Consider the following 17192-nt stretch of genomic DNA (forward strand, 5'->3'; position numbering starts at 1 on the left):
GGGTCCGGCCGCCCCCGCCCGTCAGGGCAGGACGACCAGCACCCTGCGGTCGGCGGACGCCTGGACCGTCGGCGACCCCGCGTACGTCGTCTCGACCACGTAGATCCCGGTGGCCAGCCGAGGCAGCCGGAGCCGGGCGACCGAGTCCTTCTTCGGGCCGGGCGTCAGGGTGCCGGTGACCTGCGCGACGACCGGGCCGTCGCCGTGCACCCGGGCCCGGCGGACCGTCGTGGTCACCTCACCGGTGGGTGCGGCACCCTGCTGGGCCTTGACCGTGGCGACGACCGTGGCCTGCGTGGTGCGTCGGACGACGTGCGGCTCGATCGTCACCGACGTCGTCGAGCGGACGGCGTTCGCGGCGGGGACGGTGGTGCTCGTCGTCGCGCCCACGTTGCCGACCTCGTCGACCGCCCGGTGCTCGACCGTGGTGGCCGCGGCACCGAGCTGCACCGGTGCGGTGTAGGTCGTCCACGACCCGGCGCCGACCCGGTACTCGATCCGATCGACCCCCGAACCCTGGTCGGTCCCGGTGAGCGTCACGCGCCGCTGGGCATCCACGCTCGCGGACGTCGCCGGCGCGATCGCGTCCAGCCGGAACGTGGCCGACCGGACGTCCGACACGTTCCCGGCGGCGTCCGTCGCGCGGACTGCGACGGTGTGCTCGCCGTGGCCGTCGACCTGCACGGAGGCGGTCGGCGTCCACGAACCGCCGTCGACCGACATCTCGAGCGAGACGCCCGCCCGGTCGTCGGACGCCGTGGCCACGACGGTCGCCGGGGCCTTGCGCCAGTCGCCGACCGGGTCGGGGGTGACCAGGAGGGAGTCGACCGTCGGGGCCGTCGTGTCCTTCGGCACGGTGTGCAGCGTCAGGAACGTCACCGAGTAGGGCGGGAGGTCGTACGTGAACGACGACGACAGGCCGCCGAGCTCGCGGGTGACCGGCTCGACCGTGCTCGGAGCGGTCTTGGTGTTGGTGGCGCCGGGCGGCGCGACGATCTCGGTGACCGAGCCCGTCGGAGCGATCTCCGCGTCGGAGACCTCCACCTGGGTGCGCTGCGTGACGGCGGAGACGTTGACGACCTTGGCGACGATGTCGCCGCTGTCCTCGTCGCGGGTGACCACCTGGAAGACGTCCGCGGCGGGCGCCGGGTCGTCGTAGGACATCTGCAGCACGCCGTCGAGGTACAGGTCGATGTGCCGGTCGGTGACGACGACCTTGACCCGGTACGTCTGGCCGGTCGCGATGCTGTGGCCCTCGACCGCCTTCACCTCACCGGCACCGCCGCCGTCGGCCTTCTGCAGCGCCTGGCGGGTGTTGTTCCAGCCACCCAGGTTCCACCAGAAGAAGTCGCTCGGCCCGCCCGCGGCGAAGCCCACGAGGAAGCCCTCGGACCCCGCCGTCTTGCGGGCGTCGAGCTCGAGCGTGTAGTTGCTCCAGTCCTGCTCGTAGGTGCCCGTCGGGATGCTGCGGGCGTCGGTGACGGTGGTGCTGGACTGCACGTACTCGCCGTCCACCACGGACCAGTCGCCCGTCTGCGGCGACCAGGCGGACGCGTCGGCGAAGTCCTCGTCGAACAGGACCTCACCGCCGTCGTTCCCGGTCACCCTGACGTTGTCGTACGCGGCCGAGGTGGCCCACGTGGACAGGAACACGCCGCCGTCCAGAGGCTGCGGCTCCACCGACGGGGTGGTCAGGACGCTGGGCACCACCTGGTCGCCGACGTTGTTCGAGAACAGGTGCTGGACCCAGTAGTTGGCGCTGGACCAGGACTCGTCGTTGTCGAACCAGATGGCGTCCGGCGACCACTGCACGTACGACTCGTTGGCCAGCAGGGGCGCGTACGACGCGAGCTCGACCAGGTCGCCGTTGCGCTCCAGGCCTGTCATGTACGCGGCCTCGGTCAGACCGTTCCACCACGTGTTGCCGCGCGAGGCGTACTCACCGAGGAAGACGTGCGGACCCTCGCGGTCGTAGGTGTCGTAGCGCTCCGTGTTGGCCAGGAACCAGCTCGGGTCGTTGTAGTAGTGCTCGTCGACCAGGTCCACGTCCTGCTCACGGTTGAACTCCCACAGGGCGTCGAACCGTGCGCCGGTGTCGTCCGGACCAGAGTTGGAGATGATCTTGATGTCCGGGTACCTCGCCACGATCGCGTCGCGGAACGTCGGGAAGTTGGCCTCGAACGTGGGGGTGTTCTCCTCGTTGCCGAGCCCGATGTACGGCAGCTCGAACGGCTCCGGGTGACCCAGCGCGGCACGCTTCGCGCCCCACGTCGTGGACACGTCGCCCGTCGTGAACTCGATGAGGTCGAGCGTGTCCTGCACCCACCGGTCGATCATCGCCGGGTCGGTCAGCTCGGGGATGCTGCTCCCGCAGCCGTTGGCGCCGACCGACAGCACGGGCAGCGGGACGGACCCGAGGTCCTCGGCCAGCTCCATGTACTCCAGGTAGCCGATGCCGTACGACTGGTTGTAGCCCCAGAAGTTCCAGTTGGTGGCGCGCTCCTCCACCGGGCCGATGGTCTCCTTCCACTGGTACGTGCGGCGCCGGTCGGTGTACCCGGACTCCTCGTACGAGCGGAACGTGCCGACGTTGGTCACGCAGCCGCCGGGGAAGCGCAGGAAGGACGGGTCCAGCGCCGCGATCTTCTCGGCGAGGTCCTTGCGCAGCGGGGACTTCCCGTTGACCGGGCCGACCCACGTGTCCTGCGGGAACAGCGACACCTGGTCCAGGTGGAGCGTGGACGCCGCACCGGCGAGCACGACGAACCGACCGGAGTCGGTGGTCGCGCTCGCGGTCAGCGTGACCTCGTACCTCGTCCAGACGTCCGATCCGTCGACGTCGACGGCACCCGACGCGACAGTCTCCGTGCCGTTCTCGACGGCCAGGGTCAGGGTCTGCGGCGTGGTGGTGCGCACCCAGACGCTCGCGTCGTAGGACGCGCCGTCCTTGACCGCGACACCCGAGCTGTAGCTCGCGTTGCGCAGCCCGTCGCCCGCCGCGTCCGCCACGAGGACCGCCCGGTTGCGGTTGGTGGCGTTGAGCCGGCCCGCGTCGTCGACGACCGAGACGGTGGTGCCCGCGCCGCTGCGGTCCAGGACGTCCCACCCGGTCAGGCCGGTGAACGAGCCGTTGTCGGAGGTGTTGAACTCGAACGAGCGGTTCCGCACCAGCTCGGCGTAGAGGCCGCCGTCCGCGGCGTAGTTGATGTCCTCGTAGAAGATCCCGTACAGCCGGTCGGAGATCTCGGCGTCGGTCCCGTCGCCGTCGATCTCGATGGTCGTACCCTCGCCCAGCGTGAACGGCTCGAGCACGAACCCGGCGGCCGCCCCGGGGTCGCCCAGGACGAGCGCACCGTCGACGATGCCCACCGCCTTTGAGCCGTCCTGCGACGTGACGTGCAGCTTGCCGCCGCCCGCCTCGGTGAGGCGGAGCACCGTGGGCTCGTCACCCAGCGCGAGCCGGCCGTCGGGCAGCACGGTGACGGAGCGGTCACCGGCGGTGAGCGTCAGACCGTCGGCGACCTCGGTCGCCTCGAGCACGAACGCGTCGCCCGGCCGCTGCTGGACGACGACGAGGGCGTCGTCCGCACCGGTGGTCAGGTGCGGGGCGGTCCCCGGCGCGCGCAGGGTGAACGGCCCGTCGGGAACCACGTCCTCGCCCGGCGACGCCACGAGCGCGACGTCGTCGAAGACCGCCGGGAACGTCGTGCCGTCCTGCGCCCCCAGCGCGTAGAGGCCGACGTGCTCGATGGGGAACGTGACCTCGACGGAGCTCACGTCGACCCAGGCGGAGGTGGGCTCGTCCCAGCGCGCGGTGGTGACCGTGCTGCCCGTGCGGGTCAGCCGCAGGGTCTCGGCGCTCGACCCGGGCCGGTCCTCGAAGTGGTCGGCGGCGAAGATCGCCGCGGTCTCGATGTCGGTCTCGATGGCGACCCCGGACGGCGTGAGCCCTCCGACGAACGTCAGGCCGGAGCGCACGTAGTTGTCGAGGTCCTGGTACGCGATGAGGCCCGCGCCCTGGAACGTCTTCGCGACCGGTGCCTGCACGCTCACCGAGATCGAGAAGTCGCCGTCAGGGATGTCGAGCGTCATGACGTTGCGCGCCGAGTTGTTGCCCTGCCACGTGTCGCCCGGCAGCGCGGTCAGCGTCAGCGCTCCGGGGGTGGTGGTCAGGGACCTGGCGGTCGGCTCGTCGTTGACTGCCGTCCAGCGCGGGTCGAGCGTCGCTGCGTCGAACGCGTCGGTCCACGCGCCGTCGGGCACAGGCGGAGCGGCGCTGGCCGGGGCCACGACGGTCGCGCCCAGCGGCACGACGAGGGCCACCGCGAGCGCGGCACGAAGGCCGAGCCGACGGCGGTGCGGACGGGTCCTGCTGGTCTGTCGCGACAGTGCGACGGGCATGGCTGCCTCCCCTGCGCGCACGTCGTCGTGCGCCTCGTCCTGGACACCGTCACGCCCGATGTGAGCGCTAACATCCCGGTGTCCGACGACCATAGGGGGAGCCTGCAATGTCCGGCAAGGGTTGTTTACAACGTTTACCGAAACTGCCCGGACGGTCAGTGCGCAGGTTCGGCCTTCTTGCGCTTCGGGATGAGGTGCATGATGCCGACGACCACGGCACCCACCACGAGCCCGACCAGCGCCGAGCCGAGGGTGTCCACCAGCCAGGCCAGCAACCCGCCGACGCCGGGCACGACCGCCACGGCCTCCTCCAGGTGGTGCAGGAGCTCGTACGGCGCGTGCCAGCCCAGCTCGTCGACGCCGGCGAGCAGGATGTGCCCGCCGACCCACAGCATCGCGACGATGCCGACGGTCGACAGGACCGAGAGCACCTTCGGCATCGCGAGCACCAGCCCGCGGCCGATCGCGGCGACCGCACCGTTGCGACGCTCCGCGAGGTGCAGCCCGATGTCGTCCATCTTCACGATGAGCCCGACGACGCCGTAGACCAGCACCGTGATGGCCAGCGCGACGACCGCCAGGATGATCGTGCGGGACAGGAACGGCTCGTCGGCGACCTCGTTGAGGGCGATCACCATGATCTCGGCGGACAGGATGAAGTCGGTGCGGATCGCGCCGCGCACCATCGACTTCTCGGTGTCCTCGCCCTGGACCGCGACCGGGGTCGTGGTGTGCTCCTTGGCGTGCCCGGAGATCAGCTCCCAGATCTTCTCCGCACCCTCGTACGCGAGGTACGTCCCTCCGACCATGAGGATCGGGGTGAGCAGCCACGGCAGGAACTGGCTGAGCAGCAGGGCGGCCGGGAGGATGAACAGCAGCTTGTTGCGCAGCGACCCGACGGCGATCTTGCGGACGATCGGCAGCTCGCGCTGCGGCTGGAACCCGTGGACGTAGCGCGGGGTCACGGCCGTGTCGTCGATGACGACGCCCGCCGCCTTCGCGCTCGCCCGGCCGGCGGCCGCGCCCACGTCGTCGACCGACGCCGCGGCCAGCTTGGCCAGGGCGGCGATGTCGTCCAGAAGCGCGGCCAGACCGCCAGCCATCAGTTCTCCCTCGTCGGTTCTGCCGGGTGCTCGGGTGATCCTGACACAGCGAGCGTCTCAGTTCAGGCTGGCGTCCTCCGCGAACGTCGACACGATCGCGAGGTCACCGCCCTGGCGTCGCAGCACCCGTCGCCACAGCGTCTCGGGCTCCGGCGTCAGCACGTCGTCGGGGACCGCGTCGACCACGAACCAGGCGCGCTCGACCAGCTCGTCCTCCAGCTGCCCGGCGCCCCACCCCGCGTGCCCGGCGAACACCCGGACGCCACCCACGTGGTGTGCCACCGATGTCGGCTCCGCATCCAGGTCCACCAGGCCGAACCGGCCCGTCACCCGGTCGACCTCCGGCGACGAACCGGCGCCGCGGGGGAGCGCCGCGACGCCCATCGCCCCGTCCAGGCCGACGGGGCCGCCGTGGAACAGCCGCGGCGGGTCGCTCACGTGCTCCTGCCAGTCGGGCAGGACCACTCCGACGTCGACCGTCGACGGGCGGTTGAGCACGACGCCGATCGCGCCGTCCTCGCCGTGGTCGAGCACCAGGATGACGGTCCGGTGGAACGTGGGCTCGCGCAGGCGGGGGGTCGCGACGAGGAGCCGGCCGCGCAGTGCCGCATCCGTCATGTGCCCACCTCCCGCCGCATGACCACCCGCGGCCGACCGCCGCTGTGCCCCGTCGTCTCGGCGGCCTGCGTGAACCCCGCCGCCTCGAACAGGCGGCTGGTGCCCACGTACCCCGAGATGACGTCCACCCGGTCGCTGCCGTCGATGCTGACCGGGTACCCCTCGACGACCTCGGCACCGTGCCCTGCGGCGTGCGCGACCGCGCCCTCGAGGAGCTCGTGCATCAGTCCCTGGCGCCGGAACGCGGGCCGGACCACGAAGCAGACGACGCTCCATGCCTCCCGGTCGTCGACGAACGGGATGGTCCGCGAGCCCATCAGCCGGCGGTAGGTGCTGCGCGGGGCCACGGAGCACCAGCCCGCCACCTCGCCGTCCACGTACGCCAGCACGCCCGGGCCCGGCTCGGCGGCGCACTCGTCGCGCATGTACTGCGCGCGCTCCTCGTTGGGTACGCGGCTGTCCCGGTACGCCATGCACCAGCAGCCCGCGCCGCCCGGCTTCTTCACGCCGACGACCTCGAAGAAGTCGTCGTACCGCCCGACGGCGGGGAGCACCTCGATGGCCATCCCCCCAGGCTACGGAACGACTCAGACGCGCTCTGCCGCGCTCAGCCGCGCTCAGTCGCCTGCTCGTCGATCCTGTGCCGCTCGTCCTGGATCGTCGCGCCGGCCGCGACGAGCTTGAGCTCGTGGGCGCGGAAGTGGTGACCGCAGAAGAGCAGCTCCATGCCGTCGGCCGTGGGGAGGGTCGCCTTGACGTACGCCTGCGCGCCGCAGCGGTCGCAACGGTCCTGCCGGGTGAGCTCGGGGGCGAGGGTGTCGATCGTGAGTGCGGTCATGTCGGATACCTCGTCTCGCTGGGGTGGGCGGTGCTCGCCGGGGCGGGCTCCGCGTGTGCTGCTCATCCGAACCATCGGTCATCGGCAGACCATCCCGCAGGGTGTTCGCTCTGCGGTGAACTGCCTCACCTGGAAGGGGGCGAGAGCCGAGGTCGGAATACCCGGCGCCGAAAAGGTCCGGCACTCGCTCCAGGCTGTCCTGCACACTGGCCCCGTGAACGACCTGCGCACGAGCCTGATCTCGGGGTTCACCTGGCGATCCGACCCCCCGGTCTGGCCCGAGCACCGCAAGAACTACGCCGACTACAGCGCGTGGTGGCGCGACCCCGCGGTCCTGGCCGAGATCGGTCCCGCGCTCGCCGCGCTCTTTCGCGACGCCGAGCCCACCGTGATCCTCGGCACGGAGTCGCACGGCTTCCTGCTCGGCCCGCTCGTGGCTCTGCACCTCGGGATCGGGTTCGCAGCGGTGCGCAAGGAACCCGAACGCGGCTCCCACGACGAGGTGTGGCTGGTCCGCAGGACGCCGCCCGACTACCGGGACCGGCACCTCGACCTCGCCGTCCGCCGCTCCGTCCTGCGCCCCGGTGACCGGGTCCTCTTCGTCGACGAGTGGGCGGCGACGGGTGGACAGGCGCTGGCGTGCCAGCAGCTCGTCGACGACGCGGAGGCCAGGTGGCTGGGCGCCGCCGTCGTCGTGGATGCCCTGGAGAGCTCCGCCGACCGCCGGGTCCTCAACCTCCGCGGCCTGGTCCACGTGCGGGAGCTCCGCCGCCGGTAGCCGTGGGTGCGTGAACCCCTGGGTGGTGGGCCCCGTGGGGATCGAACCCACAACCCGCGGATTAAAAGTCCGCTGCTCTGCCAATTGAGCTAGAGGCCCGGGGGATGCGGGTTTGGTCCGTGGAACTCTCGGGACAGCTCCCGTGTCGTTCCCCGCTCCTCCCGCCTGCCGACTGTAGTCGGCACGGGACGCGGTGCCATGCACGTCGAGGTCCCTGCGCAACCGCCTCAGCCCCGTGACACAGCACCGCCGGCGTCCTGCGGTGACGACACCGCCGTCGCGGGGCTGCTCGCGACGTCAGGGCCTCGAGGGGTTGAGCTCGGCCGTGGTGACCTGACTGGCGCTCACCAACCAGCTGGTGAGGATCCTGCCGTACGCGCCGCTGTCGATGAGCTCCTGCACGGCCTTCTGGATCGCGTCAGTCAGCGCCTGGTCGTCCTTCGAGACGACGATGCCCTGCGGGGCGGTGGCGAACGCCTCGCCGAGCAGCTCGAGCTGGCGCGACATCTGGACGGCGTAGGTGACGATCGGAGAGTCCGCGTAGATCGCGTCGGCCTGGCCATCGAGCAGAGCGTCGGTCGCCTCAGTCTGCGTGTCGAACGAGAGCGTCCTGATCGACTCCGTGCCGGCGCTCTCGCACTCCTCCGTGAGCGTGCCGAGCTCCTCCTCCTGGATCGTGCCTGCCTGGACCGCGACGGTCACGCCGCACAGGTCGTCGGGGGAGATCTCCTGGGGATTCCCCTTCCTGACGGCGAAGGCCTCGCCGGCCTCGAGGTACTGGACCATGTTCACCTGCGTCATGCGCTCGGCATTGATGGTGAACGACGAGATGCCGACGTCGTACGTGGACCCGACCTCCGGGATGATGCTGGAGAAGTCGGCCGTCCGGACGTCGGCCTCCAGCCCGAGCACGACGGCGATGGCCTTCGCGAGGTCGACGTCGTAGCCGACGGGCGTCACGCCATCGACGTCCAGGTACTCGGCCGGAGCGTACGAGGTGTCCGACCCGACGACGAGCGTGCCCCTGTCGGCGATCTCGCGGGGCACCAGGGCCGCGATGCTGTCGACCTTCACGATGCTGCTCGAGCCGGGCGAGCTGCCGTCGTCCGGCAGCGCGACGGCGGCCGAGCCTGAGCCGGCACCGCCGCAGGCGGTGAGAAGCAGGGCGGACGCGGCACCGAGTGCTGCGGCCGCGAGGACGAGACGAGGACGACGCACGGGGGACCTCTCGCGGCGCCAGGGTGGGGCACCGTCTGGTTCTCGGCTGGGCCACGGGCTCGGCATCGATCAGGTGCCGCGCACGCGGGAGAGCAATCGCGAGATCGTACGGTGCGGTAGCCGTCACCACACAATCCGACAGTTCGGCACATGGGTGAGGGCGCGGCGCCGTGACCAGCAGGATCGTCCGGTACGGCTCGCGCGGGTGAACCTCGTCGGGACATGACGCACGGACTGCGACCTCCGCTACGGTGCGGCGGATGAGTGAGCAGACGGGGCACGAGCCCGGCGGGACGCCGTTCGCCGCGCCGGGCGGCTTTCGCGCGGCGCCGGCCGCCGTGGTGCCGGAGTCTCGGCCTCCTGCGGGTGCGCCGTCTCCGTACGCCCCACCGACCGCGGGGGAGGCGTCGCCCTTCGCCCCGCCCGCTTCGTACCGTGCGTCGCAGACCTACGCGCCACCACCGTCCTACGGGGCCCCTGTCGGCTACGGTGCGCCACCGCCGTACGGCACGGCCGATGCCTCGGGAGCGCCCTACGGGTACGGCGCCTACGTCGCGCCTCCGACCGACGGGCTGGCGATCGCCTCGCTCGTGACCAGCGCCGCGGGTCTGCTGGTCCTCGGCGGGCTCCCGGGGCCCGTCGGTCTGGGCCTGGGGATCGGTGCGTTGCGCAGGATCCGGCGGCGCGGCACGAAGGGTCGCGGGATGGCGATCGCCGGTGTGGTCGTGGGTGCGGTGGGCACGCTCGTGTGCATCGGCTGGGTGTGGCTCGCGATCTGGGCGTCGACGAACCCCGGCGTCGCCAGCGGCCTGGCGTTCGAGGACGAGCTTCCCGACTACACGCTGCGTTCGGATCTCGTGGTCGGCGACTGCCTGCGCGAGTACCCGGGCTCGTGGGACCTCGGCACCGCCGACCCGGTGGACTGCCGCGAGGCGCACGCCCTGGAGATCGTGGCGGTCCTGCCGCTGTCGGGTCCGGTCGACTCCTCGGACGACACGACGGACGCGGAGTACGACCGCGGGTTCGCCGAGTGCACCGCGAGGATCGAGCGCGCCGCGCCCGGCCTGCTCGACGAGTGGGTCGTCTGGACGGACGTGAGCTTCCCGCACCCGGACGACTGGTCGGCGGGCGCGACGACGGCCTACTGCGCGGTGGCGACCGACTACCCGGAGCTGCGGGGGTCGGTTCTGGACGGGTCGGTCACGGGGCCGGAGTAGTCGGGTCCTCGGCGTCGTGGTCGAGCCCGGTGGACAGGTCGAGCAGCGCACCGGCCTGGTCGATCAGGGTCTCGCCCTTGCGCCGGATGCCGTCGACCGCGTCCGCGCCTGCGACCCACCGGGCGGGGGCCTCGTCGAGCGCGACGACCGTGACGAGGTTCGCGGCGAGCCTGGCGGGATCGCCGCTCTGCTGCCCGTTCATCGACTTCCACGCCGCGATCGTCTGCTCGGTGGCCTGGGCGTAGTCGTCGATCGAGAGCTCGGGCCAGATGGTCGACGAGCCCTCCACGAGAAGCTCGGTGCGGAAGAAGCCGGGTTCGACTGCGGTGACGCGGATGCCGAACCGCGCCACCTCGTCACGCAGGGACTCGGTCCAGCCCTCGAGGGCGAACTTGGAGGCGCCGTACGCACTGCCGAAGGGTCCACTGACGATGCCGGCGGTCGAGGTGATGGTCACGACGTGGCCGGAGCGCTGACGGCGCATGACGGGCAGCACGGCCCGGGTGACGGCGAGGGGACCGAAGAAGTTGGTCTCCATCTGAGCGCGGAACTGCGCGGGGGAGACCTCCTCGAAGAAGCCGGGCTGGAAGTTGCCGGCGTTGTTGACCAGGACGTCGATCCGGCCGAACCGGTCGGTCGCGGCGTGGACGGCCGCGTCGACCGAGTCGGGGTCGGTGACGTCGAGGGCCACGGTCAGCAGGTTCGCGTGCTCGCCGACGGCTGCGGCCGCCTTGGCCGCGTCGCGCGCGGTCGCGACGACCTGGTGGCCGGCGGCCAGCGCGGCCTGGGCGATGTCGACGCCCATGCCGCGGCCGGCGCCGGTGATGAGCCAGACGTGAGAGTCGGTCATGAGGACTGCCTCCGGATCAGAGAGTGAGAAGAACCTTGGTCGCCCGACGCTCGTCCATGGCCCGGTAGCCCGCGGCGGCCTGGTCGAGCGGCAGGGTGAGGTCGAAGACCTTGCCGGGGTCGATCGTGCGGTCCCAGATGAGCGTGATCAGCTCGGGCAGGAAGCGCCGCACGGGTGCCGGTCCGCCGTGCAGGTGGACACCGGAGAAGAACAGCTCGTCGCCGGGGAGGGACACGTCGTGGGCGACACCGACATACCCGACATGCCCACCGGCGCGGGTCGCGCGGATGGCCTGCATCATCGACTCCTGGGTGCCGACGGCCTCGATCGTGGAGTGCGCGCCGAGGCCGCCGGTGAGCTCCTTGATGCGGGCCACGCCCTCGTCGCCGCGCTCCTCGACGATGTCGGTGGCACCGAAGTCGCGGGCGAGCGCCTGCCGGTCGGCGTGCCGGGACATGGCGATGATCCGCTCGGCGCCGAGCTGCTTGGCCGCGAGCACGCCGAGCAGGCCGACCGCGCCGTCGCCGACCACGGCCACGGTCTTGCCCGGGCCGACCTCGGCCGCGACGGCGGCGAACCAGCCGGTCCCGAGCACGTCGGAGGCGGCCAGCAGGGACGGGACCAGGTCGTCGTCCGGCATGCCGGGGGTCGCGACGAGCGTGCCGTCGGCGTGCGGGATCCGGGCGTACTCCGCCTGGGCGCCGGGGACGGCACCGGGTCCACGGTGCACGCAGTGCGTCTGGTAGCCGGCCTGGCAGATCTCGCAGGTGTTGTCGGAGGAGAAGAACGAGCCGACGACGAAGTCGCCGACCGCGAGGCTCGTGACCTCGGACCCGATCTCCGCGACGACGCCCACGTACTCGTGGCCCATCGGCTGGTGGTCGACCTCGTCGGCACCGCGGTACGGCCACAGGTCGGACCCGCAGATGCAGGTCGCGGCGAGCTTGATGATCGCGTCGGTCGGCTCGACGAGGGTCGGCCGCTCGGTCTGGTCGACCCGGACGTCGCCGGGGCCGTACATGACGACTGCACGCATGAGGGGTGCCCTTTCTGGTGGTGGTCCTACCGCTGCTCGACGAGCTCAGCGAGCGCGACGGCGGGGGTGGTGGTGTGTGCCGGGCCCCGACGGGCGCGGCGCGTCAGCGCCAGGTACGTCCCGGCGGCGAGGGTGAGGCAGGTGAGGGTCACGACGCCCATCGGCAGGATGCTCGCGGCTCCGGCGACGCCCACCAGCGGCGCGGCGATCCCGCCGAGGCCGAACCTGACCATGCCCAGCAGCGAGGAGGCGGTGCCGGCCAGCTGCGGGTAGCCGGCCAGGGCGAGCGTGGTGGCCGGGGGTGAGCTGAACGCGACCCCGCTGGCCAGGACGAGCAGCGACACCACGACCACACCGACCGGCAGGGGTGTCAGTCCGGCGACGAGCAAGCCCGCCGCCCCGAGGGCGGCGATCGCGGTGCCGGCGAGCAGCGTGCGGTGCGCACCCCACGCCGCGGCGCACCGGCCACTGAGGTGGCCGAACAGCATGAACCCCGCGGAGTTGAGCCCGAACGCGAGCGCGTACCCCTGCGGCGACATCCCGTAGCTGCCCTGCAGGACGTAGGTGGCCCCGGCGAGGTAGGCGAACAGGGCCGCGTACGTGAAGCCCTGGCTGAGCACGGCCCCGAGGTACGCCCGGTCGGACAGCAGCAGCCGGTAGGCGCGGCCGGTCTGCGCGAAGCCGCCGACCGTCCGCCGCTGGTCGGGGAGGGTCTCGGGGAAGAGCGCGAGCGCTGTCACGAGCAGCAGCGCCCCGACCGCAGCGAGGACGACGAACAGGCCGCGCCAGTCGGTGACCGTGGTCAGCTGCCCACCGAGCAGGGGCCCGACGACCGCGGCCAGACCTCCGGCCACGGTCAGCCGGCCGTAGAAGCGCAGCAACGCCGGACCGTCGTAGACGTCGCGGCCGGCCGCCTGGGCGATCACGATGCCGACGCCGCCGGCCAGGCCCTGCACCAGCCGGGCCAGGACCAGCGACTCCACCGTCGGGCTCGTCGCGCACAGCAGCGACGTGAGCACGTACGCCACGACACCGACCAGGAGCACCGGACGTCGGCCGAACCGGTCGGACAGCGGCCCCGCCACGAGCTGACCCAGGGCGAGACCCACGAGGCAGGCGGTCACGGTCAGCTGCGCGGTCGACGTCGCGGCGCCCAGCTCCGCCGTGAGTGCGGGCAGGGCGGGCAGGTACAGGTCCATCGAGATCGGCCCGAAGACGGTCAGCAACAGCAGGAGAGGTGGCAGCAGGCGCCCGACGGCGGGTGGGGGGTGCTCGGACGAGGACGTCATGCCGACAAGACAACCTGCGCTCGCCGACGCCCGGGAGTCCCTGCCGTGGGGTGTACCGGCAGGGCACCCCTCGCGTCGAGGGGTGCCCTCGCAGGTCTCCCTCTCGACCCGGGGGCGATCTACCGTCGACGTCATGGACAACCGAGCCGACGTGCGCGAGTTCCTCATGTCGCGACGCGCCAAGGTCACCCCCGCGGCGGCAGGCATGATCGGAGGCGCCAACCGGCGGGTTGCGGGACTGCGCCGCGGAGAGGTGGCAGCCCTCGCCGGGGTCAGCGTGGAGTACTACGCCAAGCTCGAGCGGGGCGCGATCGCGGGCGCCTCCGCCTCGGTCCTGGACGCCGTCGCCCGCGCCCTGCAGCTGGACGACACGGAGCGTGCGCACCTGTTCGACCTGGCGCGGGCGGCCGACGGCATCCCGCTCTCGGGGCGCGCCCGCCGCCGCGCGACCACGACCGGCGCGCCCCGCCCGAGCCTCCAGTGGGCGCTGTCCGCGATCACCGACGGCGTCGCGTTCGTCCGCGACCAGCACCAGGACCTCCTGGCGACCAACGCCCTCGGCCGCGCCTTCTACTCACCGGTCATCGGAGCCGGCGGCGGACGCACGCCGAACCTGGCCCGCTTCCAGTTCCTGGACCCCGCGGCGCACGACTTCTACCCGGACTGGGACCTGTTCGCCGAGATGTGCGTCGGGATCATGCGCGCCGACGCCGGCCGCGACCCTCACGACAAGGGGCTGCAGGACCTGGTCGGCGAGCTCTCGACCCGCAGCGACGTCTTCCGGCGGCTGTGGGGCGCCCACAACGTGCGCACCCACGGCACCGGGACCAAGCGGTTCCACCACCCCCTCGTCGGCGAGCTCACCCTCGTGTACGAAGAGCTCGCCATCACCGCCGAGCCGGGCCAGGCCCTCCTCATCTACACCGCCGAGCCAGGCTCCCCGTCGGCGGAGCGGCTCCGGCTGCTCGCCTCGTGGGCCGCCGACCCCGTCGACGCCGGATCGGGGCCGGCGCAGCGGTGACGGCCCGTCAGGGCGTCGGCACCGTGATGGGCCGGGGCGGCACCGTCGACGCGTCCAGCAGCAGCCGGTCGCCGAGGGGCTCGTCGAGGTCGACCGTGAACGGGGTCGGTGGGTTGGACGGGCAGGTCTGGTCCCCGCGCCGGGGCGAGACCGCGATCACCACCTCGACGGTGGAGCCGGTCTCCTGCAGCGAGGTCACCTCGACGCGACCTGCGGCATCCTGACCGCTGTTGCACGCCGTCTCGGTGACCAGGAGAGCGACTGCGGTCGAGGCCGGGCTCACGGGTGCGGCCGGGTCGAGGGTCACTGTGGCCGTGCCCCCGCCGGGACCGGGCACGGTCAGCGCGCACGAGCCGAGCGCCGAGAGCATCCAGGCCGGTGAGCCCGGGATGTTCGGCGCGTCCACGAGGGTGATGACCATGCGCTCGTGGGTGCGGACGTCGCCGGCGCCGTGGTCGTCGGGCTCGGCCAGCGCACGCAGCAGCACGACCTCCTGCGGAGCCGTGGACACGATCGTCCACGCGGCCGGGTCGATCGGGGGCACCTCCAGCCCGTCGAGGGCGGCCCGGCCGGTGGCGTCGAGCTCGGTCGCCGGCCGCGGGTCGGTCAGCGTCTCGGCGGAGATCGGCGTCCCCATGCAGTCGTAGGTGCCGGACGAGCTCGCACCGGCCGGACCCGCCCCGGTGGCGCACCCGGCGAGCGTGGCGAGCAGCGCGCCACAGAGTGCCGTCTGCCGTCTCACGCGTCCTGCCGTCGTCATCGAGGCCTCCTGCCGTCAAGGATCGTCTGTCAGGTGGACGGCCGGGGCCTCTGCAGGTCACAGCTCGATCTCGTCTGCGACCGCGAGGCGTCCCGCCCGAATGTCCGAAAAGGGGCGGGAGTGGATTCCTCATTCCGATCGTGCGGATTTCTGGTGACGTTCTTCGTCGCCTGCTGAGGTCGGGGCGGAGCCACGACAAAAGCCGGGCTTCCGCGCGCGCGGAGGAGGCCGCGGGAGGTCCATATTCGCTGGTCATAGCAGTATCTGCCGCGCTGAGTGCCGTTCCCGGATTGCGATTCGGCATCGTTACCGGAACGGGATCCTCGTTACTCGAACGGGACAGTCGCGTGACCCTGCCGTGCTGGTCCCGGCCCTCGTCGACCGCGACGCTTCAGTCCTCGAACAATGGAGGCAACGATGCGCGCTCAGTCATTCCACCTGGTTGCGGCGAGCCGGCGTGCTCACGCGAGGACGTCGAGCCGAGTGGTCGCCGCGGCGGCCGTGGTTGCCGTCGTGGGCGTGCTCGGTGCCTGCAGCGCCGGCGGCTCGAGCGACGCCTCCTACGACCAGGGAGTCGCCTACGACGACTCCTTCCCGTCCGAGGGGTGGCGCGACGTCCCGCCCGACGACCAGGAGGAGTACGACGACTCCCCGGAGCAGTCGTTCCAGGACGTGTCGACGAGCCCGTTGTCGACGTTCGCCTCCGACGTCGACACGGCGTCGTACAGCAACCTGCGCCGCCAGCTGAACCAGGGCGTCGCGCCGGAGGGGGTCCGGATCGAGGAGCTCGTCAACTACTTCGACTACGACTACCCGACGCCGGAGCCGAGCGCGGAGGACCCGTTCACGGTCACGACGCAGATCGCGGACGCTCCGTGGGCCGACGACCACCAGCTCGCGATGATCGGCGTCCAGGCCACGGCCGCGAAGACCACCGAGCGTGGCAACAACGTCGTCTTCCTGCTCGACGTGTCCGGCTCGATGGACGAGCCCAACAAGCTGCCGCTGCTCGCCGACTCGTTCGAGCTGCTGGTCGAGCAGCTCGACGAGGACGACACCGTCTCGATCGTGACCTACGCCGGCAGTGACCAGGTGCTCGCCGACTCCGTGCCGGGCGACCAGCACGGCGAGCTGGTGAGGGTCCTGCGCGACCTGCGGGCCGGCGGTTCGACGGGCGGCGCACAGGGCCTGCAGACCGCCTACGAGCTGGCGTCGAGGAACTTCGTCGAGGGTGGCAACAACCGGGTCGTCCTGGCGACCGACGGGGACTTCAACGTCGGCCCGTCCAGCCCGGAGGAGCTCACCGAGCTGATCGAGGAGCACGCCCGCTCCGGTGTCTACATCTCGGTGCTGGGCTTCGGGATGGGCAACCTCAAGGACAGCACGATGGAAGCGATCGCCGACCACGGGAACGGCAACTACGCCTACATCGACACCCTGCACGAGGCGCGCAAGGTCCTGGTCGACGAGTTCGACTCGACGATGTTCGTCGTCGCCCAGGATCTCAAGGTCCAGGTCGAGTTCAACCCCGCGACCGTCGCCGAGTACCGGCTGCTGGGCTATGACAACCGTCGCCTGGAGGACGAGGAGTTCGACGACGACACCAAGGACGCCGGCGACGTCGGAGCCGGGCACGAGGTCACGGCGTTCTACGAGCTGGTCCCGGCTCGCGGCGACTCGGTCGACGACGACCTGGACTACCAGGACGTCGACGCCGGGCGGTCCACCGACTTCCTGACGGTGCACGTGCGCTACAAGCACCCGGGGGCGAGCACCAGCACCGAGGTCGAGTTCCCCGCCACGGCCGACGCCTACACGACCCGCCCCACGAGCGACTTCCGGTTCGCGTCCGCCGTCGCCGAGTTCGCCCTCGCGGTGACGGGCTCGCAGTTCGCCGAGGATGCCGACCCCGCCCGTGCACGCGACCGCGCCGAGTCCGCGCTCGGCGAGGACTCCTACGGCCTGCGGTCGGAGTTCGTCTCCCTGATCGACGCCTACCAGCGGATCACGTACTGATCCGGCAGCCGCTGCGAAGCGCCGCGCAGCCGACGGCCGGCGCCATG

At 71.8% G+C, this 17192-nt stretch carries 14 protein-coding genes and 1 tRNA gene; 4 read left to right on the forward strand and 11 right to left on the reverse strand.

The window, feature by feature from the left end:
* Positions 1–21: 21 nt before the first annotated feature.
* From ASD16_RS21970 to ASD16_RS00200, 5 genes are all read right to left on the reverse strand, one after another.
* On the reverse strand, positions 22–4401 hold the full coding sequence (locus ASD16_RS21970) for an alpha-L-arabinofuranosidase C-terminal domain-containing protein (RefSeq protein ID WP_055911551.1): 4380 nt from the start codon (positions 4399–4401) through the stop codon (positions 22–24).
* Between the two features lie 155 nt (positions 4402–4556).
* Positions 4557–5504, reverse strand: coding sequence for a DUF808 domain-containing protein (locus ASD16_RS00185; RefSeq protein WP_055911554.1), 948 nt, complete (start codon positions 5502–5504; stop codon positions 4557–4559).
* Between the two features lie 57 nt (positions 5505–5561).
* Positions 5562–6122, reverse strand: a complete 561-nt coding sequence (locus ASD16_RS00190) for a YqgE/AlgH family protein (RefSeq protein ID WP_055911557.1) — start codon at positions 6120–6122, stop codon at positions 5562–5564.
* Entirely contained in the window at positions 6119–6688 is a 570-nt protein-coding gene (locus tag ASD16_RS00195) for a GNAT family N-acetyltransferase (protein ID WP_055911560.1), read from the reverse strand. Before ASD16_RS00195 ends, ASD16_RS00190 begins: the two co-directional genes overlap by 4 nt.
* Positions 6689–6729: 41 nt before the next feature.
* Positions 6730–6960 (reverse strand): hypothetical protein, encoded by a 231-nt coding sequence (locus ASD16_RS00200; RefSeq protein WP_055911563.1) that lies wholly within the window; start codon positions 6958–6960, stop codon positions 6730–6732.
* 214 nt (positions 6961–7174) lie between these two features.
* Between ASD16_RS00200 and ASD16_RS00205 the strand changes: the two genes are divergently transcribed.
* Positions 7175–7738, forward strand: coding sequence for a phosphoribosyltransferase family protein (locus ASD16_RS00205; protein ID WP_235523054.1), 564 nt, complete (start codon positions 7175–7177; stop codon positions 7736–7738).
* Positions 7739–7761: 23 nt separating this feature from the next.
* Here the strand turns inward: ASD16_RS00205 and ASD16_RS00210 are convergent.
* Positions 7762–7837: transfer RNA gene (locus ASD16_RS00210), tRNA-Lys, on the reverse strand.
* A 198-nt stretch (positions 7838–8035) separates the two neighbouring features.
* Positions 8036–8956 carry an ABC transporter substrate-binding protein gene (locus tag ASD16_RS00215; protein ID WP_055911566.1) on the reverse strand — a complete coding sequence of 307 codons (921 nt, stop codon included), beginning with the start codon at positions 8954–8956 and terminating at the stop codon, positions 8036–8038.
* A gap of 260 nt (positions 8957–9216) precedes the next feature.
* Between ASD16_RS00215 and ASD16_RS00220 the strand changes: the two genes are divergently transcribed.
* Positions 9217–10173 carry a DUF4190 domain-containing protein gene (locus tag ASD16_RS00220; protein WP_055911569.1) on the forward strand — a complete coding sequence of 319 codons (957 nt, stop codon included), beginning with the start codon at positions 9217–9219 and terminating at the stop codon, positions 10171–10173.
* Here ASD16_RS00220 and ASD16_RS00225 read toward each other — a convergent pair.
* Genes ASD16_RS00225 through ASD16_RS00235 form a run of 3 tightly spaced genes read right to left on the reverse strand, consistent with a single transcriptional unit; the run spans position 10157 to position 13348 of the window.
* Positions 10157–11023, reverse strand: a complete 867-nt coding sequence (locus ASD16_RS00225) for an SDR family NAD(P)-dependent oxidoreductase (RefSeq protein WP_055911572.1) — start codon at positions 11021–11023, stop codon at positions 10157–10159. The two genes, ASD16_RS00220 and ASD16_RS00225, sit on opposite strands and share 17 nt — an antisense overlap.
* A 16-nt stretch (positions 11024–11039) precedes the next feature.
* Positions 11040–12059: a zinc-dependent alcohol dehydrogenase family protein gene (locus tag ASD16_RS00230; RefSeq protein WP_055911575.1), complete on the reverse strand. Its 1020-nt coding sequence runs from the start codon at positions 12057–12059 to the stop codon at positions 11040–11042.
* 26 nt (positions 12060–12085) lie between these two features.
* Positions 12086–13348 (reverse strand): multidrug effflux MFS transporter, encoded by a 1263-nt coding sequence (locus ASD16_RS00235; protein ID WP_082570515.1) that lies wholly within the window; start codon positions 13346–13348, stop codon positions 12086–12088.
* Positions 13349–13481: 133 nt separating this feature from the next.
* On the opposite strand from ASD16_RS00235, the gene ASD16_RS00240 reads away from it, so the two are divergent.
* Positions 13482–14369, forward strand: a complete 888-nt coding sequence (locus tag ASD16_RS00240; protein WP_055911578.1) for a helix-turn-helix transcriptional regulator — start codon at positions 13482–13484, stop codon at positions 14367–14369.
* 7 nt (positions 14370–14376) lie between these two features.
* Here ASD16_RS00240 and ASD16_RS00245 read toward each other — a convergent pair whose 3' ends face one another.
* Positions 14377–15111, reverse strand: coding sequence for a hypothetical protein (locus ASD16_RS00245; protein ID WP_157453740.1), 735 nt, complete (start codon positions 15109–15111; stop codon positions 14377–14379).
* Positions 15112–15546: 435 nt separating this feature from the next.
* Here ASD16_RS00245 and ASD16_RS00250 point away from each other — a divergent pair, with 435 nt between their 5' ends.
* Complete coding sequence (locus tag ASD16_RS00250; RefSeq protein WP_235523055.1) at positions 15547–17145, forward strand: VWA domain-containing protein; 1599 nt, start codon at positions 15547–15549, stop codon at positions 17143–17145.
* Positions 17146–17192: the final 47 nt, after the last annotated feature.

Source organism: Cellulomonas sp. Root485, from assembly GCF_001426705.1.
In the GTDB taxonomy this organism is placed as follows: domain Bacteria; phylum Actinomycetota; class Actinomycetes; order Actinomycetales; family Cellulomonadaceae; genus Cellulomonas.

Coding starts and splice junctions, on each gene's coding strand:
- ASD16_RS21970 (WP_055911551.1), bottom strand. CDS start 4,401: ATGCCCGTCGCACTGTCGCGACAGACCAGCAGGACCCGTCCGCACCGC.
- ASD16_RS00185 (WP_055911554.1), bottom strand. CDS start 5,504: ATGGCTGGCGGTCTGGCCGCGCTTCTGGACGACATCGCCGCCCTGGCC.
- ASD16_RS00190 (WP_055911557.1), bottom strand. CDS start 6,122: ATGACGGATGCGGCACTGCGCGGCCGGCTCCTCGTCGCGACCCCCCGC.
- ASD16_RS00195 (WP_055911560.1), bottom strand. CDS start 6,688: ATGGCCATCGAGGTGCTCCCCGCCGTCGGGCGGTACGACGACTTCTTC.
- ASD16_RS00200 (WP_055911563.1), bottom strand. CDS start 6,960: ATGACCGCACTCACGATCGACACCCTCGCCCCCGAGCTCACCCGGCAG.
- ASD16_RS00220 (WP_055911569.1), top strand. CDS start 9,217: ATGAGTGAGCAGACGGGGCACGAGCCCGGCGGGACGCCGTTCGCCGCG.
- ASD16_RS00225 (WP_055911572.1), bottom strand. CDS start 11,023: ATGACCGACTCTCACGTCTGGCTCATCACCGGCGCCGGCCGCGGCATG.
- ASD16_RS00230 (WP_055911575.1), bottom strand. CDS start 12,059: ATGCGTGCAGTCGTCATGTACGGCCCCGGCGACGTCCGGGTCGACCAG.
- ASD16_RS00235 (WP_082570515.1), bottom strand. CDS start 13,348: ATGACGTCCTCGTCCGAGCACCCCCCACCCGCCGTCGGGCGCCTGCTG.
- ASD16_RS00240 (WP_055911578.1), top strand. CDS start 13,482: ATGGACAACCGAGCCGACGTGCGCGAGTTCCTCATGTCGCGACGCGCC.
- ASD16_RS00250 (WP_235523055.1), top strand. CDS start 15,547: ATGCGCGCTCAGTCATTCCACCTGGTTGCGGCGAGCCGGCGTGCTCAC.